This window comes from Streptococcus oralis subsp. tigurinus (genome assembly GCF_002356415.1).
In the GTDB taxonomy this organism is placed as follows: Bacteria; Bacillota; Bacilli; order Lactobacillales; family Streptococcaceae; genus Streptococcus; species Streptococcus oralis_F.
This window is the reverse complement of record NZ_AP018338.1, coordinates 1,536,937-1,563,334: the sequence shown is the minus strand read 5'-3', so window position 1 is coordinate 1,563,334 and position 26,398 is coordinate 1,536,937. Positions and strand designations below refer to the sequence as shown.

Sequence of the window (26,398 nt, the reverse complement as noted above, 5' to 3'; positions counted from 1 at the left end):
GAATCAAATAGGATTTCAGAGAAAACTATGAAAGATTTCATTAAAAAGGTATCCATTCTGTTTATGATTTTGTTTCTGTCTGTGCCTTTAGGATTAGCTGGACTATTCTTTGTTCGTGGTGCATCTGCCGATGAAGGTGGAGTTACTCGGGTAGGTGATACAGAAATCATTCAAAATGGATGTTATCGTAAAATTAAGAAGACAGAGAACACACAGTGGACAGTTCCGCGTAAACCAATCGACTTGGTCATCCTTCAGGATGCCAGTGGGTCGTTTGAAAAAACTATCCCAAGTGTTAAAAATGCTTTGAAGCGTTTGACCACTTATGTGAAACCTGAACAGTACAATGAAGCCGACCCGCATTTAGTGAGTACAGGGGATCCTGATACGACTGACCGCGTCTTCGTTTCAGCTTACCAAGGATTAGATCAGGTTCGATATTTTGATAATGAAGACTTCACAGGAGCGATTGATACCTATACAAATGAGGGGATTACGGGTAAACATTATCAGTTTAGTTCAAGTGATTTGACATCAGATCAAAAATCTATTCATAGCTTTATTGATAATATTACTGTTGGAGGAGGAACTCCTACGGTTCCTGGTATTACGGATGCTCTTGCTGCTTATAACAGTAAAAAAGGAGAAATGAAAAATGGTCGTAAGACAGTATTCCTTCTCGTAACGGATGGTGTGGCCAATGGTTACCGTCTTCCAGATGGTAATGTTGTTATGGATAAAAGCTATGCCAGAACATATAAGCTACAACCTGCATGGGGACTTGGTCAAAACTATTTCCCTGAAGCAGCGCAAGATATTGTCAGCCGTGCAAAAGAATTAAAAGAGGCAGGAAATACCCTTAAGAATGCTGTTGGATCAGAAGGTTCTGTAGTTATTGGTTTCTGGGAGCGTGTAGAAGGGTTCACTGACCCATACTTCCAATATGGTTCTGCTTATTTGAATGGATTTGGAAAAACGTTGAATATCGGTGACAATCGTTCCGTGCAAGGGATTTTCCACGATGCCCTTCAATCAATGGCTTCGCCAAACAAGACAGTTAATGGCAAGGATGTTTCCTTCTATGTTAATGAACAAAATAATATTGATGTATTCTCGCAAAAGATTTTGGAATCCGTAGCAGCAGCTCTGATTAAGGAAGATATCAAAGGTGAGTTTGAAGTTACTCCAGGATATAAGGTAGATGCTGTTCGAATCAATGGTAAAACGGTCGTTGAAAAAGTTACAGATCCGTCAAAACAAATTCGTGGTAAGATTGTTCAAGAAGGGGACAAAGTTACCATCTCTGTTCCAGATAGTGTCTTCAATCCTGGGGATAATAAATTTGACTATGACTTGAGTAAGGAAGCTCGAGCTCCTGAGACAAATGAAGATGACGAAGTGGATCCGCCGGCAGATTACAAGCCAGAAAATGAAACAATCACAGTTCCAGAATTGACTGGGGTCTTTAAAACGGGAGATTTCACTACTCGTAAAATCGGTGGTAAGAATGAGACTGTCGAAGTCCAAAAATTGGAATACTGTTATCCAAGCGCAACGAAGACAGTGAAAGATGCGGATGCTAGCAACGATATTGGTGTCATTCCAGATCCGTTAGAGTTGACTAAGAAACCATCTTATTCTGCACAACTAAGCAAGAAAGACGAAGAGTTCACTTATACAGTAGATTACAACTTCAATAACGTTCCTTACGAATTTGAAAAGAACGTTATGTTAACAGACCCACTTGATTACCGCTTGGAAGTGGTGAGCCATTCTGCTCAAGGTCCAGATGGACAAAGCTGGCCAACTCGTGTGGTAACTCAAAAGGATGCTGGAGGCAACTCACAAAGCGTCGTTGTAGCGGATGTTCCGGCAAAAGATGGCAAGTACAACTACTTGGTTCTTAAGAAAGCTAAAATGACGATTACCGTTCGTCTTAAAGAAGAATACCGTAAGAACCAAGCAAGCAAAGAATTCATGGCCCTTCTTCAAGATAATGATGGATTCGGTTTGCTGAACCAGGGTAATATCATGTGGAATGGTGAGGATAATAATCCTGATCCAAGTAAACATGCTAAAACAGATGACAAACCAAGTACCATTCGTCGCTCAAACCCAGTCTATGTTAAACCACCAGTTGATACCGAAATTACGAAGAAGGTCAATGATAAGGAACATGAAGATCTTAAGACAGAAGGAGAACTCTTCGAGTACAAGGTAAGTGTTCCATGGCCAGGTATTGCAGATACATTTAGCCTTACAGATACAGTTGTTTCAGAGTTGGAAGTTCAGGCAGATAGCTTGAATGTGAAACTTGGTGGAAATGATGATGCTGAGTTGAAAACTGCTACAAAAGTTGAAGGCCAAACTGTTTCACTGACTCTTGATAAAACTCAACTTAAAAAAATCTCACGTAAGGTAAGTCGTCGTAAAACTAAAGATGTTCAATACCTTGAATTGACCTTCAAGGCTAAGATTCGTCCGGGTGCTGACCTTTCTAAATATAAGGAAGATGGTCAAATTAAAGTACCTAACACGGCAGATGTTGCCTTGAATGATATCAAGAAAACATCGAATAAAGTAACGGTTACACCACCAAAACCAAAAGAACCTTCTATTGATAAGAAGATTAATGAAAACTTGGATACATTCCAAACATTTGATGGACAACCATACAACTACAACATTACAACAGCTGTGCCAAGTGATGTTGCTAATTACAAGAAATTTGTGATTCGTGATACACTGGATGCTAATTTGGAACTTGCAGGTGACGTAAGTATTAAAGGTTCTGCAGCTGCCCTCTTTGATATCCACACCAATGGCCAAGAAATTACGGCAACGGTGAAGGATGGTCAGTTTGGTGAACTTGCAAAATACTCAACTGTTGAACTAGTCATTCCTGCAAAAGTTAAAAATGGTGTGACAGGTACAACCATTGAAAACAAGGCTTCTATTTCCTTTACAAATGAGAATAATGTAGAGAAAGAAGTTGAAACGAAACCTGTCACTGTAACGCCACCTCCTGTAACGAAGAAGATCAATGAAACCCTTGATCACTTAGATATCGCGACAGGTCAAGCGTATAACTACAACATCAAGACAAAACTTCCAACCGATATTACAGATTACAAGAAATTTGTGATTACAGATACACTTGAAGGAGATTTGTCAGTTATCAATGAAACTTCAAGCAAACCAGTTATCAAAGGAGCAGCTGCAGCCTTCTTCGATGTAACAGTTGAGGGTCAAACCGTGACTGCAACGATGAAGGACTTTGCGAACGCTACAGACCTTGCTGGTCAAGAAGTTGAATTGATTATTCCGGCTAAGATCAATGATGGAGTGACTCGTATCAACATTCCAAATACTGCGAAGTTCAGCTTCACAGATAAGAACGATCATAGCGGAGAAAAAGAAACGAAACCAGTCACCGTAACGCCTCCATCAGAACCAGGTGTTGATAAGAAAATCAACGAAACATTGACAGAGGCAACAATCGGTGCAGAAACCGACTTTACTTATAATATCAAAGCGAAATTGCCAAATGATATTACAACGTACAAGTCCTTCGTTGTAACGGATACCTTGGATGAGAACTTGACTCCAGGTCAAGCTGAAATCAAGGGAGCTGCAGCGAAATTCTTCGATGTAACAGTTCAAGGTCAAACCGTGACTGCAACGATGAAGGATTTTGCGAATGCGGGTGACTACGGTAACCAAGAAGTAGAGCTCGTGATTCATGCCAAAGTGAAGAAAGGCTCAACTGTTCCATCTATTGAGAACAAAGCTAAGATTACATACACTAACAAGAATGACCAACAAGGTGAGAAAGAAACCAAGCCGGTTACAGTTACTCCACCACCAATCACTAAGAAAGTGAATGGTCAGGAACACGCAGATCTTGGTAAGTTATCAGAAGTCTTCACGTATACGATTGACTCAACGGTTCCACATGTGGCAGATACATTCACCATTTCAGATGATATCGTCAAAGAATTGGCATTTGAAGGAGAAGCAACGGTCACTGTTGATGGCCAAGCTGTTCAAGACCTCACTGTAACAACAGAAGGTCAACGTTTGATGGTCACATTTGGAAAAGATCAAGTGAAACAATATGCTGGTAAAGCTGTACAAGTTTCATTTAAGGCTAAGGTGAAGGAAGGCATTACCTTTGATGCACTCTTAGCGGCTTATCCAAATGAATCAAAAGACAAGCCGGTAGTACCAAATACTGCTAGCTACATCATTAATGATAATCCTGATTCTAAGAAAGAATCAAAACCAGTTACAGTTACACCACCACCAACCACTACTCCAGAGCTTAAGAAGGAAGTAAACGGAGCAGAACGTTACGATCTTGCAAAACGTAATGAAGAATTTACTTATACTTTGAAAACAACAATGCCTGCCAGCGCAACTGTGTTTGAGATGACAGACGAGTTGAAAGAAGTTTTAGAATTTGTTGGTGAGAATGCTTCAGCTACTGTTAAACTTGATGGTGAGGATGCAGGATCGAAGGCGACAGTGACACTTTCTGGCCAAGTGATCAAAGTTGCCTTTACAGAAGCTTCTGTAAAAGCAGATGCTGGTAAGTCTATTGAAGTGAATTTCAAGGCTAAGATTAGAGATAATGCCAACTTATCCGCTTATGTGAATAAAGATGGTAAGACAGAGATTCCGAATAAGGCTTCTTATGATATTGATCATAATCCAAAATACCACAAGGATTCGAACGAAGTTCCAGTAACGCCTCCAACACCAGAAGAGCCAGAAATCAAGAAAGATGTGAATGGCAAAGAAGCTGAAACTCTTGACAAACGCGATCAAGTCTTCACTTACAACGTGAAAACAAGTGTAGCGCAAGATGCGACAGCCTTCGCAGTCACAGATACACTCGTAGACGTTCTTGAATTCGCAGGAACTTCAAGTGCGACCTTGAATGGTCAAGCTCTTGATGCAAGTCAAATCAAGGTAGAAGGCCAAACGATTACCTTGACCCTTACAGAAGACCAAGTGAAAGCCAATGGCGGTCAAGCAGTTGAATTAACATTCGACGCGAAGATCAAAGCCGGTGCTAACTTGTCTGCGTATGTGAAGGAAGACGGTCGTACACAGATTCCGAATAAGGCTTCTTATGACGCAAGCTTCCCACACAAACCAGGAGTGCACAAGGACTCTAACGAAGTCCCGGTAACGCCTCCAACACCAGACGAGCCAGAGATCAAGAAAGATGTTAACGGTAAGGCAGAAGAAACGCTCGCGAAACGTGATGAAGTCTTCACTTACAACGTGAAAACAACAGTAGCGCAAGATGCGACAGCCTTCTCAGTCACAGATACCCTAGTAGACGTTCTTGAGTTCGCTGGAACTTCAAGTGCTAAATTGAATGGTCAAGCGCTTGACGCTAGCCAAATCAAGGTAGAGGGACAAACCATTACCTTGACGCTTACAGAAGACCAAGTCAAAGCAAATGGTGGTCAAGCAGTTGAATTAACATTCGACGCTAAGATTAAAGCCGGCGCTAACTTGTCTGCTTACCTATCAGAAGATAAGACTGTGAAAGTTCCGAACAAGGCAGCTTACAGAGCAGATCTTCCAAACAAACCAGGCTTCACTAAGGATTCAAATGAAGTTCCAGTAACGCCACCGACTCCAGAAGAGCCAGAAATCAAGAAAGATGTGAATGGCAAAGAAGCTGAAACTCTTGACAAACGCGATCAAGTCTTCACTTACAACGTGAAAACAAGTGTAGCGCAAGATGCGACAGCCTTCGCAGTCACAGATACACTCGTAGACGTTCTTGAATTCGCAGGAACTTCAAGTGCGACCTTGAATGGTCAAGCTCTTGATGCAAGTCAAATCAAGGTAGAAGGCCAAACGATTACCTTGACCCTTACAGAAGACCAAGTGAAAGCAAATGGTGGTCAAGCAGTTGAATTAACGTTCGACGCTAAGATTAAAGCCGGCGCTAACTTGTCTGCTTACCTATCAGAAGATAAGACTGTGAAAGTTCCGAACAAGGCAGCTTACAGAGCAGATCTTCCAAACAAACCAGGCTTCACTAAGGATTCAAATGAAGTTCCAGTAACGCCACCGACTCCAGAAGAGCCAGAAATCAAGAAAGATGTGAACGGCAAAGAAGCTGAAACTCTTGATAAACGCGATCAAGTCTTCACTTACAACGTGAAAACAACAGTAGCGCAAGATGCGACAGCCTTCTCAGTCACAGATACCCTAGTAGACGTTCTTGAGTTCGCAGGAACATCAAGTGCTAAATTGAATGGTCAAGCGCTTGACGCTAGCCAAATCAAGGTAGAGGGACAAACCATTACCTTGACGCTTACAGAAGACCAAGTCAAAGCAAATGGTGGTCAAGCAGTTGAATTAACGTTCGACGCTAAGATTAAAGCGGGAGCTGATTTAAGTCCATATCTAACAGATCGTGGATTCACTGTTCCAAATACAGCTTCTTATGATGCGAAGTTCCCACACAAACCAGGGCTACACAAAGATTCGAATAAAGTTCCGGTAATTGTTCCAAAAGAACCAGAACCAGAAATTTCTAAGAAGATTAACCGTACCTTGGACCACTTGGATGTGGAATACGACGCACCATACATGTATAATGTCAATACCACTTTGCCAAAAGATATTGATAAGTACAAAGAGTTCACAGTCACAGATACACTTGAACCGGTCTTGGCAATCGCTGATACACCAGTAGCTTATGTAGATGGACGTGATGCAAATGGTGCCCTTGAAACAAGTGTTGAAGGAAATACAGTCACTGTGAAAGTGAAAGATTTCGCTCGATTGAAAGGTTTCAAAGAAATCCAATTGTATATCCCAGCTAAGCTCAAAGCTAATAGTGATTTGAGTGCTTACACGAACCGATTGGTACCAAACAAGGCAACTGTAAACTTCAAGGATGCGAATAGTCAATCTGGTAACAAGGAAACGAAACCAGTAACGGTGAAACCGCGTGACCCAGAAAAACCAACAGATCCAACACCAGGTGAACCAGCTAAGTCTGTTGGACCAGAAGATGGATCTAAACCTGGTGGAGAATACCGCTTGCCAAACGCTTTTGATACCTTCCGATTCGATATCACTACACCGGTTCCAACAGATCCAGTAGATGAAAACGGAAATGCTAAGAAGGATCAATACGGTCGTCTTATCAAGACAGACTTGACTAGCTTCACAATCACGGATGAAATCAATTCAGTCTTGAAAGTCAACAAAGACCGTATCGCTCTTAAAGTTGAAAACGCTCAGTTTGACAAGATCAAAGCAACTCTTCAAGCCCAACTTGAACAGGCAGAGAAAGAACTCAAAGCTTTGACAGGTAAGTCAACAGAAGAGACTTCAACAGAGACTGGTAAGAAGGAAGAACTCAAGGCGGCGGAAGCTAAAGTAGCTGAATTGAAAGCGAAGTTGGAAGCGGCTAAAGCATCACAACCAGCTCAACCAGCAGAAGCGACAACACCAGCTACATCTGATTCTTCTGAAACAGAAGATAAGAAACCTGCAACTAGTGAGCCAAGTCAAGATCTTGCAAGCTTGGAAGCAGAGTTGAAAGCAGCTGAAGAAAACTTGGCTAAGCTTCAAGCGCCAGCTGAAAAAGAAGCAGAATTGGCACCAGCTGATAAGAAACAACAACAAGAGAAACTTGAAAATGAAATCAAGAAACTAAAAGAAGCTCAAACCAAGCTTCAAGCAGCTATTGATAAATTGTCTAAAGTTTCAAATGACCGCGGTGAATTAGTAGGTAAAGATTTAGAAGCAGTTGCTACTGTTACTTACGATGAAACTAGCAATCTTGTGACTTTTGAAATCAGCGACAAGGATGTTCTTGAAGCCTTGAAGGGAAGTACCGTACGTCTTGTACTTTACACTAACTTCAAAGAAGGAACAGATTTTGCACAATTCGCTAAGGGTGTTCCTAATACAGCTAAAGTAAGCTTTAACCACAATCCAAAGCCTACCAACAAGGTTGTAGTGTTCCCGCCAACACCACAAACACCAGAAGAACCACAAACTCCACCGACAACTCCACCGACACCACCGACACCACCAACACCAGAAGAACCACAAACTCCACCGACACCACCAACACCAGAAGAACCACAAACTCCGCCGCCAGGAGGAACCGTTCCTCCTGAAGAACCTAAGAAAACATTGCCAAATACAGGTTCTGAAGCTTCTTCAATCTTTGGAGTACTTGCAGCCCTTACTCTAGGACTTGCTGGACTTCTAGTTTGGAAGCGTAAAGCTAAACGTTAGTATCATATAGTAAGAGGAGAGTAGAAAATTTTACTCTTCTCCTTACTGTATATTGAAAGTGATAAGGAAAAAATAATGAGTAGAAAAAAATTATTAAAGTTAGGGATTTCAATACTTGCTTTAAATGCACTTGGAGTAGCCACTTATCATGTAGCTCCCGACTTGTATCAAATTCCAACGGTGCATGCGGAAGAGACACCAGCGGAAGATGAAGAAATTCCAGATGGACAAGAGCGAAGTATTGCAAATACATTCAAAAGAATGCTTGATAGTATAGAATCTTCAATTAAGGATTTTACAGATAGTCCAGATGAGGATAATAAAGAACTCCTAGAGGGTGATGTAGAAGAAGCAAAGAATTTTTTTGAGACTGCAAAGAATGCAATGAAGAGTCCAGAAGGTCAAAAAAGTTTTGCGGCGCTTGAAGCTCGCTACAATACCTTGAAAGCGAAAGCAGAGGCCCTCTTGTCTGGCAAGCCAGCCCAACCAGCAGAGCCAAAAGTTGAGCATCAAGAAATCACAACTACTGAAGAGATTCCTTACCCATCTCGGACAGAAAACAATGCAGTCCTTCCAGAAGGAACACGCAATGTTAAGCAGGCAGGTGTTAATGGTGAGAAGACAATTACTTGGGATATCACTCTGACCAATGGTAAAGAAACAGCTCGCACGAAGAAGAGCGAGAAGGTTACCAAAGAACCAGTAGAAGAAATCATCGAAGTTGGAACTAAGAAAACAGGTGTTGAAACCAAAGAAACAGTGACTGTGGAGGAAAAAGTTGCTTTCAAAGAAGAAACGAAAGTAGACCCAGCACTGGATAAAGGTCAAACGCGTGTTGAAGAAGGTGAAGAAGGTATCGATGAAGTCACTTATGAAGTGACAAAAGTGGATGGCGTTGAAACATCTCGTAAAGAAGTTTCACGCAAGACTAAGAAAGCTGCAAAAAACAAGATTACCTATACAGGTGCCAAAGCAGTTGTAACCACTAAGGAAGAAACGAAGACAGAAGAAGTTGCCTTTCAGACTCGTGAGGTTGAAAATGCACTCTTAGCTGAAGGTGTTCGCCGAGTGAAAACAGCTGGTAAAAATGGTGTTCGCACTATCGTTTACACAGTTACCTACACAGACGGAGTAGAAACAGGTCGTGTTGAGAAATCCAGCACAATCACAACTCCAGCAGTAGATGAGATTGTTGAAGTTGGAACTAAGAAAGTAGTAGCTCCAGTAGTAACGACTAAGGAAGAGACGAAAACAGAAGAATTAGACTTCCAAACTAAGGAAATTACAAATCCTGAACTTCCAGAAGGGACTCGTCAAGTAAAAACAGCTGGTAAGAAAGGTGTTCGCACTATTGTTTACACAGTTACCTACACAGATGGAAAAGAGACAGGTCGTGTTGAGAAATCAAACACAATCACAACTCCAGCCGTAGATGAGATCGTTGAAGTAGGAACTAAGAAAGTAGCTTCTACAACAACCAACGGTGATAAGAAGGATCCTGCAACAACAGGAAACCAAGCCGAAAGCACTAAGAAAGAAGAAACTGCAAGTCAAGATAAGAAAGCTCTACCAAGCACAGGTACAGCAGTATCTAGTCTTCTTTCAGTCATCGGTCTTGCCTTTGCAAGTCTAGCTGCTTTTGTCCTTCGTAAGAAAGATTAAGCCATCTTAATGTTCAAAAGTTTTTTGTGAGATAGCTATAAAAAGAACCCAGAATTTATTCTTGGGTTCTTTTTTATAAAATATAAAATAAACTGATACGTTTTAAATTAAAAGAGAGAGACTCTTATTTTATTTTGGAATTATAAATAAAAATTAATTTATTTGTATAGTTTATAGAGGGTTTTCTGGTATAAACACTACATGATGAAGATAGATTCAATGAATCAAAACAGAATTTACCTCTTGTCAATTTTGTGAAAATAACACATTTTTTAATATATAGATGGATGTTTAAAGTATATGGAAAGAATGAATGATAATTTGGAAATAAAAAAAGTAAATATTTTTTTATATCTGCTTTTAATTTACCTTTTTTTGTGTTAAAATGAGACGAACATTCTTTTGAAATGATTAAACAATCATTTTTAGTTTTGGAGGTACATTATGAAATGGAAATATCGCATGAGAATGCCTTTTTCTACTATTTTCAGTAGAAAAAAACAGGCTTTTCTCGGACTAGTCGTTTTACTTTTTTCTATTTTTCTTCTTCCGCTTCAATCTTATGCGGCTTTAGAAGAAATAAAAAACGGAACGGATATCTCAACCTTGGATATTCGTAAGTTTAATTTGAACATCAACAATTTTAGTGTTTTATCTAAATCACAGGCTGTTGATCAGTTTCATTTATCGAATCCCCACTATGAATATCTCTGGGGTGGTGCCTATCCAGGCGAGATGGAGAACTTTACTCTTAAAGTAGATAAAAGTAAAAAACAGGATCAAGTTTTCGAAAATCCTCTTTCTCTAAAATTCACAAATATTGGGACAGTCAATGGTAAGCAAGTAGATGCTTATCTAAATTTCAATAAAGTAACCCTACACTATCTTAATACTGCTCAGGCAGAATCTGAGATGAATAGTGCTCAAAAATCTACTGTTGAATTTTTCTCAATTTCTGAATTATGGGAAAGTAGTGCTTTTGAAATTGGGAATGTTCCCTATGTAGATGCAGCTCATGACTATATTATGAATAAGGCTTTTTGGCTTGATGCGGATGTAACAGCAGAGTTGCGTTATGCAGATGGTTCCGAGACAGATTTGAAGTTGGTTATGAAGCCAACAGACATCGATGCAATGGATGCCAACAACTTGAAGGAAACCTTCTATGTTAAAGATTATCAAAATGATGTTAATCTTCGTTTGATGAATAATGCCAATGTTTTAAGACAGGAAGACCAAGGAGATCGAACTGCTTGGGTAGCAACTCAGATTACAAGCGGTAGCTATTCTGAGAACAATATCTCTGGTTTTGCCCTTCGATCAAATAGTAATAGTATGAATTTTGGTTACTCATCAACAGAGGTTGCTTCGGCCGTCTTTGGTCTTTATATTGAAAAAATTGATCCGAGCCCTGTTCTAGCAGTGGATCCTACAGAGATTCCAGCTAAGGAAGGACAAGATGTAACCTATAAAGCTACGTTTAAAGTTCCGGTTCCAGGTAAGGACATTTTAGCAGCCCCTTCATCTATTGAAATGGTTCAAAAATTTGATGAGCGTTTGGATTATAAAGAACTTAAAGTTGAATCAGGTGGAGTGACTCTGCAAGAAGGACGTGACTATACGATTGAGAAGTCAGGTCAGACAGTCACTGTTAAAATGACACCTGAATACATAAAAGCAAATTCTTCTGCTGAAATTATTGTAACTTATAATACTACTACAAACAAAAAAGTAGAAGAAAAAGGTCCTGAAAAGATTGACAATACTGTAACATTGCATGTTGATAATTTATCAGCTCCTTCTAATCAGGTAAGCACTGCCCTTCTTTATGAAAAACATCATGAGTTTGTGAGCGGAACCCCAGGAAAAGACCTTCCACAAGAAGTGAAAGCCTTGCTTCCAGCGACGGATAAGAACTTGGCTAATGGTAGTCAAGTAACTCCAACACAACCAAGCCAAACAGAAGTGAAGACGGCAGAGGGTACATGGAGCTTCAAGTCTTATGACAAGGCATCAGAAACCATCAATGGAGCGGATGCCCACTTCGTCGGTACTTGGGAATTTACCCCAGCACCAACTTACAAGGCAACACATGAATTTGTCAGCGGAACTCCAGGAAAAGACCTTCCACAAGAAGTGAAAGCCTTGCTTCCAGCAGACCAAACAGACTTGAAAGACGGTAGTCAAGCGACTCCAACACAACCAAGTAAAACAGAAGTGAAGACAGCAGAAGGTACTTGGAGCTTCAAGTCTTATGACAAGGCATCAGAAACCATCAATGGAGCGGATGCCCACTTCGTCGGTACTTGGGAATTTACCCCAGCACCAACTTACAAGGCAACACATGAATTTGTCAGCGGAACTCCAGGAAAAGACCTTCCACAAGAAGTGAAAGCCTTGCTTCCAGCAGACCAAACAGACTTGAAAGACGGTAGTCAAGCGACTCCAACTCAGCCAAGTAAAACGGAAGTGAAGACAGCAGAAGGCACATGGAGCTTTAAGTCTTATGACAAGGCATCAGAAACCATCAATGGAGCGGATGCCCACTTCGTCGGTACTTGGGAATTTACCCCAGCACCAACTTACAAGGCAACACATGAATTTGTCAGCGGAACTCCAGGAAAAGACCTTCCACAAGAAGTGAAAGCCTTGCTTCCAGCAGACCAAACAGACTTGAAAGACGGTAGTCAAGCGACTCCGACTCAACCAAGTCAAACAGAAGTGAAGACAGCAGAAGGCACTTGGAGCTTTAAGTCTTATGACAAGGCATCAGAAACCATCAATGGAGCGGATGCCCACTTCGTCGGCACTTGGGAATTCACCCCAGCACCAACTTACAAGGCAACACATGAATTTGTCAGCGGAACGCCAGGAAAAGACCTTCCCCAAGAAGTGAAAGCCTTGCTTCCAGCAGACCAAACAGACTTGAAAGATGGTAGTCAAGTAACTCCGACTCAACCAAGTCAAACAGAAGTGAAGACAGCAGAAGGCACTTGGAGCTTTAAGTCTTATGACAAGGCATCAGAAACCATCAATGGAGCGGATGCCCACTTCGTCGGCACTTGGGAATTCACCCCAGCACCAACTTACAAGGCAACACATGAATTTGTCAGCGGAACGCCAGGAAAAGACCTTCCCCAAGAAGTGAAAGCCTTGCTTCCAGCAGACCAAACAGAATTGAAAGATGGTAGTCAAGTAACTCCGACTCAACCAAGTAAAACGGAAGTGAAGACAGCAGAAGGCACTTGGAGCTTTAAGTCTTATGACAAGGCATCAGAAACCATCAATGGAGCGGATGCCCACTTCGTCGGCACTTGGGAATTTACCCCAGCACCAACTTACAAGGCAACACATGAATTTGTCAGCGGAACCCCAGGTAAAGAACTTCCACAAGAAGTGAAAGCCTTTCTTCCAGCAGATCAAAAAGACTTGAAAGATGGCAATCAAGCGACGCCAACTCAACCAAGCCAAACAGAAGTTAAGACAACTGAAGGTACATGGAGCTTCAAGTCCTACGACAAGACATCGGAAACAATTAATGGATCAGATGTTAAGTTTGTAGGTACATGGGAGTTTACAGCAAGCCCAGTTCCAACAGTGACTCATAAGGCGGTTCACGAGTTTGTCAGCGGAACTTCAGGTAAAGAACTTCCACAAGAAGTGAAAGACTTGCTTCCAGCAGACCAAACAAACTTGAAAGACGGAAGTCAAGCGACTCCAACGCAACCAAGTCAAACAGAGGTTAAGACAACAGAAGGTACCTGGAGTTTCAAGACCTACGACAAGACATCAGAAACCATCAATGGAGCAGATGTTAAGTTTGTAGGTACATGGGAATTTACAGCAAGCCCGGTTCCAACAGTGACTCATAAGGCAGTTCACGAGTTTGTCAGCGGAACCCCAGGTAAAGAACTTCCACAAGAAGTGAAAACCCTTCTTCCATCAGACCAAACAAACTTGAAAGATGGCAGTCAAGCAACGCCAACGCAACCAAGTCAAACAGAAGTTAAGACCGCAGAAGGCACCTGGAGCTTCAAGTCATATGACAAGACATCGGAAACCATCAATGGAGCAGATGTTAAGTTTGTAGGCACATGGGAATTCACCCCAGTTCCAACAGTGACTCATAAAGCAGTTCACGAGTTTGTCAGCGGAACCCCAGGTAAAGAACTTCCACAAGAAGTGAAAGCCCTTCTTCCATCAGACCAAACAGACTTGAAAGATGGTAGCCAAGCAACACCAACGCAACCAAGTCAAACAGAAGTGAAGACAGCGGAAGGCACATGGAGCTTCAAGTCCTACGATAAGACTTCTGAAACCATCAATGGAGCAGACGCACACTTCGTAGGCACCTGGGAGTTCACTCCGGCACCAATTAAAGATTCTGGAAATACTAGTCAACCAGAAGAAGGAAGTAGTCAAAATCAGAACTTGTTGCCAAACACGGGTTCAGCAGTATCTGGCCTTCTTTCAATCATCGGTCTTGCCTTTGCAAGCCTAGCAGCTTTTGTTCTTTGCAAGAAAGACTAAGCCATTCTTAGTAAATAAGAAATTGAATTCTTAATTCCTGAGTCTAAGAAGAGAGAACGAGAAATCGTTCTCTCTTTTTCTTGTATTTTATATCGAGATGTGATATAGTTTATATAACGAGGTGCGATATATCGAATTAAATAGGAGGTGTGATTAAATGGAATTAACAGATAAAATCAGGCGTGTTTACCTTCCCATGACGGAAACAGGTTTTTATATCTTGTTTTGTCTACAGAAGGAGAACCATGGATATGGTATCACACAAAAGGTCAAGGAGATGACAGATTCGCAAGTTTCGATTAGTCCTGGAACTATGTATGGGACCTTGTCAAAGATGGAAAAGGATGGCTTGATTTCCTTTATCCGGGAAGAGGAAAAACGTAAAATCTATCAGATCACAGACTTGGGACGAAAAGTCTTAGATATTGAATTGAAACGTATTGAACGGCTCTATAGAAATAGTCGGGAGGAAGGTTGATGGAAAAGAAGGTTGTATATCGGATATCTACAATTGCAGATTATGATAGAGAGGCTTTATACCTTGGGGAAATGCATGCTAAAGGCTGGAAACTTAAGGAAGTAAGCTACTCTAACTTAGTAGTTGCGGTTAAGTATACTTTTGAAAAGTGCCAACCGGAGCAGGTGTCTTATCAGTTGGACTTTTATCCCATGAAAAAATCAGAGAGAGCCTCCTATTTACAACTATTTAAAGACTGTGGCTGGGAGCATATTACAGACTTTAATAGTTTTTCCTATTTTAGAAAAGCGCATTCTGAAATTGAATCGGATACTGAGTTTGAAATCTATAATGATGCTACAGGGAAGTTAGCTATGATTAATCGCATTTTAAGACTGCGGTTAGTACCTGCTTTACTTTTGCTAGCCATACATATACCATTCTTACTTAAATTGCTCAATAGAAGTAATGCGTATGGTCTATGGAGTTTTCTTGCGGTCAGGCTAGATATTTTCTAGTCTTTAATCCTTTTGTTAATAGTTGCCTATATTAGCTGGAAGTTATGGCATAAAAAGAAGGAATTATCAGATTTATGATAAGGTAGGTATGCTCAAATTGGAGGGGAAGTCATGATAAATAAAAAGCAATTTAGGATTTTCACCATTGTTGATTTGGACAGGAAAGAAGAATATTTACATGAGATGCATCTGAAAGGCTGGAGATATAGAACGAGTCGTTTTGGTTTTTTCTATTTTGAACAATGCCAACCTGACGATGTCATCTACCGTATCTATGATTCTAGATTTCTTAAAAAGTATAAGCATGAACTGCAAGATTTTAGAAATAGCGGTTGGGAATTGATAGAAACAGGTTTTTGTTCAATTCTTCGTAAACCAACTTCTGATATACTTTCAGAGGAGAAAGTCTATATGAGTAAGGGTCTCAGATGGGAAGTTATGCGGTCTAGACTTCGTTCCTGTATAGCCACTTTTTCAGGTGGTCTTGTTGTTTGCATGAGTTTGTATCGAGAAAACTTGTCTCAGTCTTTCTTTATTATTTTCGTTTTATACACTTGTTTAATTTCTTATCTAATCTACGGCTTTTTCAGACTTAAAAGGAAATACCAAGTAGATGAGAAGTAAGTTTCTAGGTTTGTAGACTGATTTTTAGCACTCTTAACAAAAGAGTGCTAATTTTTTGAGTTTTTGTCTTGACATTCTCTTCTAAGGGTGTATAATAGAATCATGAATTAGCACTTGGGCACATAGAGTGCTAATCGATCGGACAGAGAGGAGTGATGAGATGGTTACAGAGCGTCAGCAGGATATTTTAAATCTGATTATTGACATCTTTACCAAAACGCACGAACCTGTCGGATCCAAGGCGCTACAAGAGTCTATCAATTCTAGTAGTGCTACCATTCGTAATGACATGGCGGCTCTAGAGAAGCAGGGTTTGCTTGAGAAGGCTCATACCTCAAGCGGTCGGATGCCAAGTGTCGCGGGATTTCAGTACTATGTGAAACACTCGCTGGCTTTTGACAGACTGGCTGAAAATGAGGTATACGAGATTGTCAAAGCCTTTGATCAGGAGTTCTTCAAACTGGAGGATATTCTGCAAGAGGCTGCTAATCTACTGACAGACCTGAGTGGCTGTACGGTAGTAGCACTGGATGTTGAGCCGAGCAGGCAACGGTTGACAGCCTTTGATATCGTTGTTTTGGGACAACATACAGCCTTGGCAGTTTTTACCCTAGACGAGTCCCGAACGGTTACCAGTCAATTTCTGATTCCAAGGAACTTCTTGCAGGAAGATTTGCTGAAACTGAAGAACATCATTCAGGAACGTTTCCTCGGTCACACGGTTCTAGATATTCACTACAAGATTCGGACAGAGATTCCGCAGATTATCCAGCGTTACTTTACAACCACGGACAATGTCATGGATCTCTTTGAACACATTTTTAAAGAAATGTTCAACGAAAACATTGTGGTATCGGGCAAAGTCAATCTCTTGAATTTTGCCAATCTCGCAGCCTATCAGTTCTTTGACCAACCACAGAAAGTGGCTCTGGAGATTCGTGAAGGTCTGCATGAAGATCAAATGCAAAATGTCCGTGTTGCGGACAGTCAGGAGTCTTGTCTAGCAAACTTGGCGGTGATTAGCAGTAAGTTCCTCATTCCTTATCGAGGTTTTGGAATTCTAGCGATTATCGGTCCAGTCAACCTGGATTACCAGCAATTGGTCAACCAAGTCAATGTGGTCAATCGTGTTTTGACCATGAAGTTGACAGATTTTTATCGCTACCTCAGCAGTAATCATTACGAAGTAAATTAATATTGGAATCATTAAAGGAGGCGAAAATGGCCCAAGATAAAAAAATCGAAGAAATGAAGGAAGAGGAAGTTGTGGAAACAACTGAAGAAACAACTCCTGAGAAGTCTGAGTTGGACTTGGCAAATGAACGTGCGGATGAGTTCGAAAACAAATACCTTCGCGCTCATGCAGAAATGCAAAATATTCAACGCCGTGCCAATGAAGAACGTCAAAACTTGCAACGTTATCGTAGCCAAGACCTGGCAAAAGCAATCTTACCATCGCTTGACAACTTAGAACGTGCGCTTGCCGTTGAAGGATTGACAGACGATGTCAAAAAAGGATTGGAGATGGTGCAAGAGAGCTTGATTCACGCTTTGAAAGAAGAAGGAATCGAAGAAATTGTAGCTGACGGCGAATTTGACCATAACTATCATATGGCCATCCAAACTCTCCCAGCAGACGATGAGCACCCAGCAGATACCATCGCACAAGTCTTCCAAAAAGGCTACAAACTCCATGACCGCATCCTACGCCCAGCCATGGTAGTAGTGTATAACTAGGCTAGAGAACTTAAAAACTTGTCCGAAACGACAATAAACTATGAAGAAAGATAAAAAGCAAGCTGGAGGCTTGCAAGGAAGATGTTGCCCGCCGTGGTGAAAGTTTCAGTAGCGTGTGCTACTGAAACAGGGGATTTTTGAGACAATTGGCTCAAAAATAAGTGATGAAATCCCGAAGGGAGTTGCTCACGTCCCCACCACTTAAGGGAAATATCAAAAAAAGAAGAAAAAACAACAAGGAGAAAAACACATGTCTAAAATTATCGGTATTGACTTAGGAACAACAAACTCAGCAGTTGCAGTTCTTGAAGGAACTGAAAGCAAAATCATCGCAAACCCAGAAGGAAACCGTACAACTCCATCTGTAGTATCATTCAAAAACGGTGAAATCATTGTTGGTGATGCTGCAAAACGTCAAGCAGTCACAAACCCAGATACAGTTATCTCTATCAAATCTAAGATGGGAACTTCTGAAAAAGTTTCTGCAAATGGTAAAGAGTACACTCCACAAGAAATCTCAGCTATGATCCTTCAATACTTGAAGGGTTATGCGGAAGATTACCTTGGTGAAAAAGTAACCAAAGCTGTTATCACAGTTCCTGCTTACTTCAACGATGCACAACGTCAAGCTACAAAAGACGCTGGTAAAATCGCTGGTCTTGAAGTAGAACGTATTGTCAACGAACCAACTGCAGCAGCTCTTGCTTATGGTTTGGACAAGACTGACAAAGAAGAAAAAATCTTGGTATTTGACCTTGGTGGTGGTACATTCGACGTATCTATCCTTGAATTGGGTGACGGTGTCTTCGACGTATTGGCGACTGCAGGGGATAACAAACTCGGTGGTGACGACTTTGACCAAAAAATCATCGATCACATGATTGCAGAATTCAAGAAAGAAAATGGTATTGACTTATCAACAGACAAGATGGCTCTTCAACGTTTGAAAGATGCGGCTGAAAAGGCTAAGAAAGACCTTTCAGGTGTAACTTCAACTCAAATCAGCTTGCCATTTATCACTGCTGGTGAATCTGGACCTCTTCACTTAGAAATGACCTTGACTCGTGCGAAATTTGACGATTTGACTCGTGATCTTGTAGAGCGTACAAAAGTTCCAGTTCGTCAAGCCCTTTCAGATGCAGGTTTGAGCTTGTCAGATATTGACGAAGTTATCCTAGTTGGTGGTTCAACTCGTATCCCAGCCGTTGTAGAAGCTGTGAAAGCTGAAACTGGTAAAGAACCAAACAAATCAGTAAACCCTGACGAAGTTGTTGCCATGGGTGCTGCTATCCAAGGTGGTGTGATCACTGGTGATGTGAAAGACGTTGTCCTTCTTGATGTAACACCATTGTCACTTGGTATCGAAACAATGGGTGGTGTCTTCACAAAACTCATCGACCGCAACACTACGATTCCAACATCTAAATCACAAGTCTTCTCAACTGCAGCAGACAACCAACCAGCCGTTGATATCCACGTTCTTCAAGGTGAACGCCCAATGGCCGCAGATAACAAGACTCTTGGACGCTTCCAATTGACAGACATCCCAGCTGCTCCTCGTGGTATCCCACAAATCGAAGTAACATTTGACATCGACAAGAACGGTATCGTATCTGTTAAGGCTAAAGATCTTGGAACTCAAAAAGAACAAACTATTGTCATCCAATCTAACTCTGGTTTGACTGATGAAGAAATCGACCGCATGATGAAAGATGCAGAAGCAAATGCTGAAGCAGATAAGAAACGTAAAGAGGAAGTAGACCTTCGTAATGAAGTAGACCAAGCAATCTTTGCGACTGAAAAGACAATCAAGGAAACTGAAGGAAAAGGCTTCGATGCAGAACGTGACGCTGCCCAAGCTGCCCTTGATGAGCTTAAGAAAGCCCAAGAAGATAACAATTTGGACGAAATGAAAGCAAAACTTGAAGCATTGAACGAAAAAGCTCAAGGACTTGCTGTTAAACTCTACGAACAAGCCGCAGCAGCGCAACAAGCTCAAGCAGGAGCAGAAGGCGCACAAGCAACAGGAAACGCAGGCGATGACGTCGTAGATGGAGAGTTTACGGAGAAATAAAATAGTCCAGCGGACTATTTTATCCCGAGCTTTAAAATCAGAAGAGCGAGGGCGTTAAGAAAACGAAAGAAAAATAGGAAGCCATCGCCTTGTGCGATGCACAAAAGATGGCTTATCTTTTTTCCGAAGTTTTTAGCCGAAACTCGATTCAGCCTTACTAGTTCAAAAACAAAGTATAATCGACTTTGCTTATGAACGTCGTAATGATAGGAAGAAATCCAGAGGTTGCAACCCAGCCTCTGTTTTTCGGTAAAAAGGGGCAAAACCTAATTTATTTGAGTTTTTATCATCAATATACAAAGAAAGGAATTGAACCCGACCTAAATCGTGGTCTCGTTCCGCAATATTAACAGAAAGGAATAAGGGTGTTCGAGTAACTGAACACGGGCTACGGACTATGCCAAAAAGATAGTTTTTTCTAGGACGTAAGCGTCCGTCGTCAAAACTCCTATTTTGGCTGTGTCCGTTTGACGCCCTTTGTATCTTGAATTATGAACAATACTGAATTTTATGATCGTCTGGGGGTGTCAAAAAACGCTTCGGCAGACGAGATCAAAAAGGCTTATCGTAAGCTTTCCAAAAAATACCACCCAGATATCAACAAGGAGCCTGGCGCTGAGGAAAAGTACAAGGAAGTTCAAGAAGCCTATGAGACTTTGAGTGACGACCAAAAACGTGCAGCCTACGACCAGTATGGTGCTGCGGGTGCTAACGGTGGCTTTGGTGGTGCCGGTGGTTTTGGTGGCTTTGACGGAGCAGGTGGCTTCGGTGGTTTTGAGGATATTTTCTCAAGTTTCTTCGGTGGAGGCGGAGCTTCGCGCAATCCAAACGCTCCTCGTCAAGGGGATGACCTCCAGTATCGTGTGAACTTGACCTTTGAAGAAGCTATCTTCGGAACGGAAAAAGAAGTTAAATACAATCGTGAAGCTAGCTGTCGTACATGTAATGGCTCAGGTGCTAAGCCAGGGACAAGTCCAGTCACTTGTGGACGCTGTCATGGCGCTGGTGTTATTAACGTCGATACGCAGACTCCGCTTGGTATGATGCGCCGCCAAGTAACCTGTGATGTCTGTCATGGTCGCGGAAAAGAAATCAAAGATCCATGTACAACTTGTCACGGAACAGGTCATGAAAAACAAGCTCATAGCGTACATGTGAAGATCCCTGCTGGTGTGGAAACAGGGCAACAAATCCGCCTAGCGGGTCAAGGTGAAGCAGGATTTAACGGTGGACCTTATGGTGACTTGTATGTGGTGGTTTCAGTAGAAGCTAGTGATAAGTTTGAACGTGAAGGAACCACTATCTTCTACAATCTGAACCTCAACTTTGTCCAAGCAGCCCTTGGTGATACTGTGGAAATTCCAACCGTGCATGGTGATGTCGAATTGGTCATCCCAGAAGGAACTCAGACTGGCAAGAAATTCCGCCTACGTGGTAAGGGAGCACCGAGCCTTCGTGGCGGTGCCGTTGGTGACCAATACGTAACCGTTAATGTCGTGACTCCGACAGGTTTGAACGATCGCCAAAAAGCAGCCCTTAAAGAGTTCGCAGCTGCAGGTGACTTGAAAGTCAATCCAAAGAAAAAAGGTTTCTTTGACCATATAAAAGATGCCTTTGAAGGAGAATAAAGTAAAAAGAGCCGATTGGCTCTTTTTTTGTTATCATTGAAAATTTAGTGTCGAAAAATCATTTTCCAGTTAGTCTACTATTTGTACTTTTGAGTGAGCAAGCCAGCCACATCCATCTCCTGAATGAGTTGCTTAAGTTCCGCTTCTTTACCAGGTTTCACGGTGACAGTATCGATATGTTTGATCGCCGAATTATCCTGAATATCCACTAAAGTCAAAGCTTTTTCATAGAATGCAATTCCCTTTTTAAGACTTGCCTGATCCTTCCAATTTAGAATTGTGTAAGAAGAATTTGATTTCTTTCCTTTTTCTTGGAAATATTTCTCGCCCTCCTCCTCTAAAAATTGTATTAAACCACGATTGAATAAGTTGTCCCCTACTTTATAGTAGGAAATATCTCCTGTCTGGAGGACATAGACTTTAAGTCGGTTTTTGGTGAGTTTTGGACTTTCTTTTAGGACGGGGTGACTATTGATGACCTCGTCTGAGAAAGTAACATAAAAATCTAGGCCTCCACCCTCGTATTGATAGTGTCCATCCGATTCGACTTTCTCGGGAGGGAGGTCAAGGGAGATAAAGATTTGTTTTAAGGCTTCATTCCCCTCACGGATGTCACTCGGTGAAGCCTTGAAAAGATTGGCCACTAGTAGAAATGCCAAGGCTACAAGAAGGCAGAGGCAGCCGCAAGGGATCGCGATGACCTTCGCTAGAACTTTTACAAACTGTTTCATTTTCATTCCTCTTCTTTGTTTGGACTTGACAACCTAAAATGGATTTAAGGAAAGTTGTTGGCTCTTTTTACTTATCCTCAAGCTCCTGTGTTTCTTTTATCACAGCTAGTCTGGTTTGGAAATCTTTTTCTAAAACTTTGAACTTGTAGGTCAAGTCTTTTTGGTATTCCTTGATAAGGGCTTTTTGTTGGTCGATGATTTGCAGGCTGTTTTGAATGACATCCAAGTCCTCCTTCATAGCTTCGACACGGTCGCTAGTATCCATCAACACCTCTGTGATGACTTGGCGATTTTTTACGACAAAATAACTTCCAGCTGCAGCACCTGCAAATAGCAATAGATTGGATAGTTTCATGGCATCTCCTTAGGCATTTCTAATAGTTTCAGCGACTTGGGCAAGTTTGTCAAAGTCAGGTTCGTGGGCGATAAAGTCAATCTTGAGGTCGTCTTCTGCACTGTAGCGAGGTACGAGGTGCACGTGAGTATGAAAGACCGTTTGACCAGCAATTTCCTCGCAGTTGGCAATGATATTCATGCCGGCAGCCTTGGTAGCCTTCATGACTTTTTGAGCCACTGTTGGTACTTGGGCAAAGAGTTGGCTGGCGCTGGTAGCATCCATCTCCAAAAGATTGCGGTAGTGCTCTTTTGGTACGACCAAGGTGTGTCCAGGTGTTACTTGAGAGATATCAAGAAAGGCAAGAACCTGCTCATCCTCGTATACTTTTGAAGCAGGAATCTCCCCTGCGATGATCTTACAAAAAATACAATCTGACATAAAATCCACCTCTACTGTATTGAATTTTGATATAATATAGCTACATTATACCAGATTCGGAGAAAATATGTTAGAAATTAAAAACCTGACAGGAGGCTATGTTCATGTTCCTGTCTTGAAAGATGTGTCCTTTACCGTTGAAAGTGGGCAGTTGGTTGGTTTGATTGGTCTCAACGGTGCTGGGAAATCAACGACAATTAATGAGATCATTGGTCTGTTGACACCTTACAGTGGGGAAATCAAGATTAACGGTCTCACCTTGCGAGAAGATGCGACCAGCTATCGCAAGCAGATTGGCTATATCCCAGAAACGCCTAGCTTGTATGAAGAACTGACCCTCAGAGAGCATATCGAGACGGTTGCCATGGCCTATGGTATTGAGCAAAAAGTGGCCTTTGATCGAGTAGAACCTTTGTTGAAAATGTTCCGTCTGGATCAAAAATTAGACTGGTTTCCAGTGCATTTCTCCAAAGGGATGAAGCAGAAGGTCATGATTATCTGTGCCTTTGTCGTGGATCCGAGTCTTTTCATCGTTGACGAGCCTTTTCTTGGCCTCGATCCGCTGGCTATTTCTGACTTGATTCAGCTTTTGGAAGTAGAAAAGCAAAAAGGCAAGTCTATCCTCATGAGTACCCACGTGCTGGACTCGGCTGAGAAGATGTGTGACGCCTTTGTTATTCTCCACAAGGGGGAGGTGAGGGCTCAGGGGAACCTCCAGCAACTGCGCGAAGCCTTTGACATGCCTGAAGCGAGTTTGAATGATATTTACTTGGCTCTGACCAAAGAGGAGGAGCTATGAAAGACTTGTTTTTAAAGCGAAAGCAGGCTTTTCGTAAGGAGTGTGTAGGTTATCTGCGTTATGTTCTCAATGACCACTTTGTCTTGTTCCTACTAGTTCTCATCGGTTTTCTATCTTACCAGTACAGTCAACTCTTGCAAGATTTTCCTGAAAATCACTGGCCCATCCTCTTGTTTTTGGGGATTGTATCTGCCTTGCTTTTGGCTTGGGGAGGGATTGCCACTTATATGGAGGCATCTGACAAGCTCTTTCTCTTAGTCAGTGAAGAAGAGGTCAAGTCCCACCTTAAAGGGCAGACGACGCGCTCACTGGTCTTTTGGCTCTTTGTCCAAACCCTTTTCTTGCTTTTATTTGCGCCCTTATTTTTAGCCATGGGCTATGGCTTGCCTATCTTTCTTTCCTACGTGCTTTTATTGGGAGCTGGGAAATATCTCCTCTTTCGCCAAAAAGCCAGTAAATTTTTTACAGAGACTGGGCTTGACTGGGACTATGTGATCTCTCAAGAAAGCAAACGCAAGCAAATTTTGCTTCGTTTCTTTGCTCTCTTTACTCAGGTCAAGGGCGTTTCAAATAGTGTCAAACGTCGCGCTTATCTAGATTTCATCCTAAAGACTGTTCAAAAGGTGCCTGGGAAGATTTGGCAAAATCTCTATCTCCGCTCTTATCTGCGAAATGGAGACCTCTTTGCCCTCAGTCTCCGCCTCCTCTTCCTATCCTTGTTAGCTGTGATCTTTATTGAGCAAGCTTGGATCGCGACAGCAGTAGTAGTTTTATTTAACTATCTCCTGCTCTTTCAGTTACTGGCCCTCTATCATGCCTTTGACTACCAGTACTTGACTCAGCTCTTTCCACTAGAAAAAGGGGAGAAAGAGAAGGGATTGAAACAGATTGTAGTCGGTGTGGGAAGTGCAGTTCTTTTGTTAGAATTGCTGGTCGGAGCAGTGGTTTTTCAAGGGAAAATAGCCTTGTTGGCTCTTGTAGGGGCTAGTCTCTTCCTACAATTGTTTTATTTACCTTACCAACTAAAAAGATTGGTTGACGAATAGACCAAAAACTAGTAGAATAGTAAGGAAACTTTATACGGAGGAAAGAAATGGACTTGGGTGATAATGAGCTAACGCTGACCCCTATCCCTGGGAAGAGCGGCAAAGCTTATATGGGAAGCTACCCTGATGGGAAGCGCGTCTTTGTAAAAATGAACACCTCTCCAATCCTACCTGGCCTGGCCAGAGAACAAATCGCTCCTCAATTACTATGGACTCGTCGTTTGCCAGATGGCAGTGATATGTGTGCTCAGGAATGGCTGACGGGCAAAATCTTGACCCCTTACGACATGAATCGCAAGCAGATTATCAATATCTTGAACCGTCTCCACCGCTCGCGTCCTTTGATGAAGCAGTTGAGCCGTTTGGGATATACCATGGAAACACCAGTTGATTTATTGCGTTCTTGGCAACATGGAGTTCCAGAAATCTTGAAACAGAATCACTATTTGAACAGTGTGATTGCTGAGCTAGGTAAGACGGCTCCAGGTTTTAGAGAAGACCATGCAACGATTGTGCATGGAGATCTTCGTCATAGTAATTGGATTGAGACAGAGAGTGGACTCGTTTATCTAGTGGATTGGGATTCGGTTCGTCTGACGGATCGTATGTTTGATGTGGCGCATTTGCTATGCCACTACATTCCAGATCATCAGTGGCGTCAATGGTTGAGAGACTACGGCTATAAGTACAATCAGACAGTGTTAGATAAATTGTATTGGTATGGTCAGTATTCTTATTTGAACCAGATTGCCAAATACTGTGAAAATCAAGATTTAGATAATGTAAACCGGGAGATTTACGCCTTGCGCGTCTTCCGTGACAAGTATGGAAAGAAGAGATGAGAGTTAGAAATCGTAAAGGGGCGACAGAATTACTAGAGGCTAATCCCCAGTATGTGGCCCTCAATCCCTTGGAAGCCAAAGGGAAATGGCGAGACTTGTTTGGAAATGATCATCCTATTCATGTAGAAGTTGGAAGTGGAAAAGGAGCCTTCGTATCAGGAATGGCCAAGCAAAATCCTGACATCAACTACATCGGGATTGATATTCAAAAGTCGGTATTGAGTTATGCCTTGGACAAGGTGCTTGAAGTTGGAGTGCCCAATATCAAGTTATTGTGGGTAGATGGTTCAGATTTGACTGATTATTTCGAAGACGGTGAGATTGATCGTCTCTACCTAAACTTTTCAGATCCCTGGCCTAAAAAACGCCATGAAAAACGTCGTTTGACTTACAAGAGTTTCTTGGATACCTTCAAGCGCATCTTGCCTGAGAATGGGGAAATCCATTTCAAGACAGACAATCGTGGCTTGTTTGAGTACAGCTTGGTAAGCTTTTCTCAGTATGGGATGAAACTCAATGGTGTTTGGCTAGACTTGCATGCCAGTGATTTTGAAGGCAATGTCATGACAGAATATGAGCAAAAATTCTCCAGCAAAGGTCAAGTGATCTATCGAGTTGAAGCAGAATTTTAAGAAATAGCTTGAAAACCAGCCGTTTGAGTGCTAATACTTTACATAAATTGACAA

The 26,398-nt window shown here is 41.8% G+C and carries 16 protein-coding genes and 1 pseudogene; 14 read left to right on the top strand and 3 right to left on the bottom strand.

Going from position 1 to position 26,398, the window contains the following annotated elements:
* Window positions 1-27 precede the first annotated feature (27 nt).
* The 10 genes and pseudogenes from STO1_RS08010 to dnaJ all read left to right on the top strand — a co-directional run bounded on the left by STO1_RS08010 (window position 28) and on the right by dnaJ (window position 21,519).
* Window positions 28-8,289, top strand: a complete 8,262-nt coding sequence (locus tag STO1_RS08010) for an isopeptide-forming domain-containing fimbrial protein (RefSeq protein WP_096422756.1) — start codon at window positions 28-30, stop codon at window positions 8,287-8,289.
* A gap of 75 nt (window positions 8,290-8,364) precedes the next feature.
* Window positions 8,365-9,951, top strand: coding sequence for a G5 domain-containing protein (locus tag STO1_RS08005; RefSeq protein WP_096422755.1), 1,587 nt, complete (start codon window positions 8,365-8,367; stop codon window positions 9,949-9,951).
* 444 nt (window positions 9,952-10,395) lie between these two features.
* Window positions 10,396-14,481 carry an LPXTG-anchored SHIRT domain periscope protein gene (locus tag STO1_RS08000; protein WP_096422753.1) on the top strand — a complete coding sequence of 1,362 codons (4,086 nt, stop codon included), beginning with the start codon at window positions 10,396-10,398 and terminating at the stop codon, window positions 14,479-14,481.
* Between the two features lie 157 nt (window positions 14,482-14,638).
* The gene (locus STO1_RS07995; RefSeq protein WP_096422751.1) at window positions 14,639-14,959 is read left to right on the top strand and encodes a PadR family transcriptional regulator; all 321 of its coding nucleotides are present in this window, start codon (window positions 14,639-14,641) and stop codon (window positions 14,957-14,959) included.
* Window positions 14,959-15,534: pseudogene (locus STO1_RS07990) on the top strand (DUF2812 domain-containing protein). Before STO1_RS07995 ends, STO1_RS07990 begins: the two are co-directional and overlap by 1 nt.
* 33 nt (window positions 15,535-15,567) lie before the next feature.
* Window positions 15,568-16,080 (top strand): DUF2812 domain-containing protein, encoded by a 513-nt coding sequence (locus STO1_RS07985; RefSeq protein WP_096422749.1) that lies wholly within the window; start codon window positions 15,568-15,570, stop codon window positions 16,078-16,080.
* Window positions 16,081-16,240: 160 nt separating this feature from the next.
* Window positions 16,241-17,275: a heat-inducible transcriptional repressor HrcA gene (gene hrcA, locus STO1_RS07980; protein ID WP_096422747.1), complete on the top strand. Its 1,035-nt coding sequence runs from the start codon at window positions 16,241-16,243 to the stop codon at window positions 17,273-17,275.
* Window positions 17,276-17,301: 26 nt separating this feature from the next.
* Entirely contained in the window at window positions 17,302-17,817 is a 516-nt protein-coding gene (gene grpE, locus STO1_RS07975) for a nucleotide exchange factor GrpE (protein WP_096422745.1), read from the top strand.
* A 250-nt stretch (window positions 17,818-18,067) separates the two neighbouring features.
* The gene (dnaK, locus tag STO1_RS07970; RefSeq protein WP_033605565.1) at window positions 18,068-19,891 is read left to right on the top strand and encodes a molecular chaperone DnaK; all 1,824 of its coding nucleotides are present in this window, start codon (window positions 18,068-18,070) and stop codon (window positions 19,889-19,891) included.
* Window positions 19,892-20,382: 491 nt separating this feature from the next.
* Window positions 20,383-21,519, top strand: a complete 1,137-nt coding sequence (gene dnaJ / locus STO1_RS07965) for a molecular chaperone DnaJ (RefSeq protein ID WP_001066316.1) — start codon at window positions 20,383-20,385, stop codon at window positions 21,517-21,519.
* Window positions 21,520-21,596: 77 nt separating this feature from the next.
* Here the strand turns inward: dnaJ and STO1_RS07960 are convergent, their stop codons facing one another.
* The 3 genes from STO1_RS07960 to STO1_RS07950 all read right to left on the bottom strand — a co-directional run bounded on the left by STO1_RS07960 (window position 21,597) and on the right by STO1_RS07950 (window position 23,025).
* The gene (locus STO1_RS07960) at window positions 21,597-22,250 is read right to left on the bottom strand and encodes a hypothetical protein (protein WP_172843652.1); all 654 of its coding nucleotides are present in this window, start codon (window positions 22,248-22,250) and stop codon (window positions 21,597-21,599) included.
* Between the two features lie 67 nt (window positions 22,251-22,317).
* The gene (locus STO1_RS07955; RefSeq protein WP_096422741.1) at window positions 22,318-22,605 is read right to left on the bottom strand and encodes a hypothetical protein; all 288 of its coding nucleotides are present in this window, start codon (window positions 22,603-22,605) and stop codon (window positions 22,318-22,320) included.
* Window positions 22,606-22,614: 9 nt separating this feature from the next.
* Window positions 22,615-23,025 (bottom strand): HIT family protein, encoded by a 411-nt coding sequence (locus tag STO1_RS07950; RefSeq protein ID WP_096422739.1) that lies wholly within the window; start codon window positions 23,023-23,025, stop codon window positions 22,615-22,617.
* A 67-nt stretch (window positions 23,026-23,092) separates the two neighbouring features.
* On the opposite strand from STO1_RS07950, the gene STO1_RS07945 reads away from it, so the two are divergent.
* Genes STO1_RS07945 through trmB form a run of 4 tightly spaced genes read left to right on the top strand, consistent with a single transcriptional unit; the run spans window position 23,093 to window position 26,344 of the window.
* The gene (locus STO1_RS07945; protein ID WP_096422737.1) at window positions 23,093-23,824 is read left to right on the top strand and encodes an ABC transporter ATP-binding protein; all 732 of its coding nucleotides are present in this window, start codon (window positions 23,093-23,095) and stop codon (window positions 23,822-23,824) included.
* A complete protein-coding gene (locus STO1_RS07940) occupies window positions 23,821-24,870 on the top strand; it encodes an ABC transporter permease (RefSeq protein ID WP_096422735.1) in 1,050 nt (349 codons plus the stop codon). Before STO1_RS07945 ends, STO1_RS07940 begins: the two co-directional genes overlap by 4 nt.
* Window positions 24,871-24,917: 47 nt before the next feature.
* The gene (gene ccrZ / locus STO1_RS07935) at window positions 24,918-25,712 is read left to right on the top strand and encodes a cell cycle regulator CcrZ (protein WP_000363023.1); all 795 of its coding nucleotides are present in this window, start codon (window positions 24,918-24,920) and stop codon (window positions 25,710-25,712) included.
* Complete coding sequence (gene trmB, locus STO1_RS07930; RefSeq protein ID WP_096422733.1) at window positions 25,709-26,344, top strand: tRNA (guanosine(46)-N7)-methyltransferase TrmB; 636 nt, start codon at window positions 25,709-25,711, stop codon at window positions 26,342-26,344. The genes ccrZ and trmB overlap by 4 nt, the downstream gene beginning before the upstream one ends.
* Window positions 26,345-26,398 lie beyond the last annotated feature (54 nt).

Excerpts from the sequence above, each read along its gene's own strand:
- STO1_RS08010 (WP_096422756.1), top strand. The coding sequence starts at position 28 with ATGAAAGATTTCATTAAAAAGGTATCCATTCTGTTTATGATTTTGTTT.
- STO1_RS08005 (WP_096422755.1), top strand. The coding sequence starts at position 8,365 with ATGAGTAGAAAAAAATTATTAAAGTTAGGGATTTCAATACTTGCTTTA.
- STO1_RS08000 (WP_096422753.1), top strand. The coding sequence starts at position 10,396 with ATGAAATGGAAATATCGCATGAGAATGCCTTTTTCTACTATTTTCAGT.
- STO1_RS07995 (WP_096422751.1), top strand. The coding sequence starts at position 14,639 with ATGGAATTAACAGATAAAATCAGGCGTGTTTACCTTCCCATGACGGAA.
- STO1_RS07985 (WP_096422749.1), top strand. The coding sequence starts at position 15,568 with ATGATAAATAAAAAGCAATTTAGGATTTTCACCATTGTTGATTTGGAC.
- hrcA (WP_096422747.1), top strand. The coding sequence starts at position 16,241 with ATGGTTACAGAGCGTCAGCAGGATATTTTAAATCTGATTATTGACATC.
- grpE (WP_096422745.1), top strand. The coding sequence starts at position 17,302 with ATGGCCCAAGATAAAAAAATCGAAGAAATGAAGGAAGAGGAAGTTGTG.
- dnaK (WP_033605565.1), top strand. The coding sequence starts at position 18,068 with ATGTCTAAAATTATCGGTATTGACTTAGGAACAACAAACTCAGCAGTT.
- dnaJ (WP_001066316.1), top strand. The coding sequence starts at position 20,383 with ATGAACAATACTGAATTTTATGATCGTCTGGGGGTGTCAAAAAACGCT.
- STO1_RS07960 (WP_172843652.1), bottom strand. The coding sequence starts at position 22,250 with ATGAAACAGTTTGTAAAAGTTCTAGCGAAGGTCATCGCGATCCCTTGC.
- STO1_RS07955 (WP_096422741.1), bottom strand. The coding sequence starts at position 22,605 with ATGAAACTATCCAATCTATTGCTATTTGCAGGTGCTGCAGCTGGAAGT.
- STO1_RS07950 (WP_096422739.1), bottom strand. The coding sequence starts at position 23,025 with ATGTCAGATTGTATTTTTTGTAAGATCATCGCAGGGGAGATTCCTGCT.
- STO1_RS07945 (WP_096422737.1), top strand. The coding sequence starts at position 23,093 with ATGTTAGAAATTAAAAACCTGACAGGAGGCTATGTTCATGTTCCTGTC.
- STO1_RS07940 (WP_096422735.1), top strand. The coding sequence starts at position 23,821 with ATGAAAGACTTGTTTTTAAAGCGAAAGCAGGCTTTTCGTAAGGAGTGT.
- ccrZ (WP_000363023.1), top strand. The coding sequence starts at position 24,918 with ATGGACTTGGGTGATAATGAGCTAACGCTGACCCCTATCCCTGGGAAG.
- trmB (WP_096422733.1), top strand. The coding sequence starts at position 25,709 with ATGAGAGTTAGAAATCGTAAAGGGGCGACAGAATTACTAGAGGCTAAT.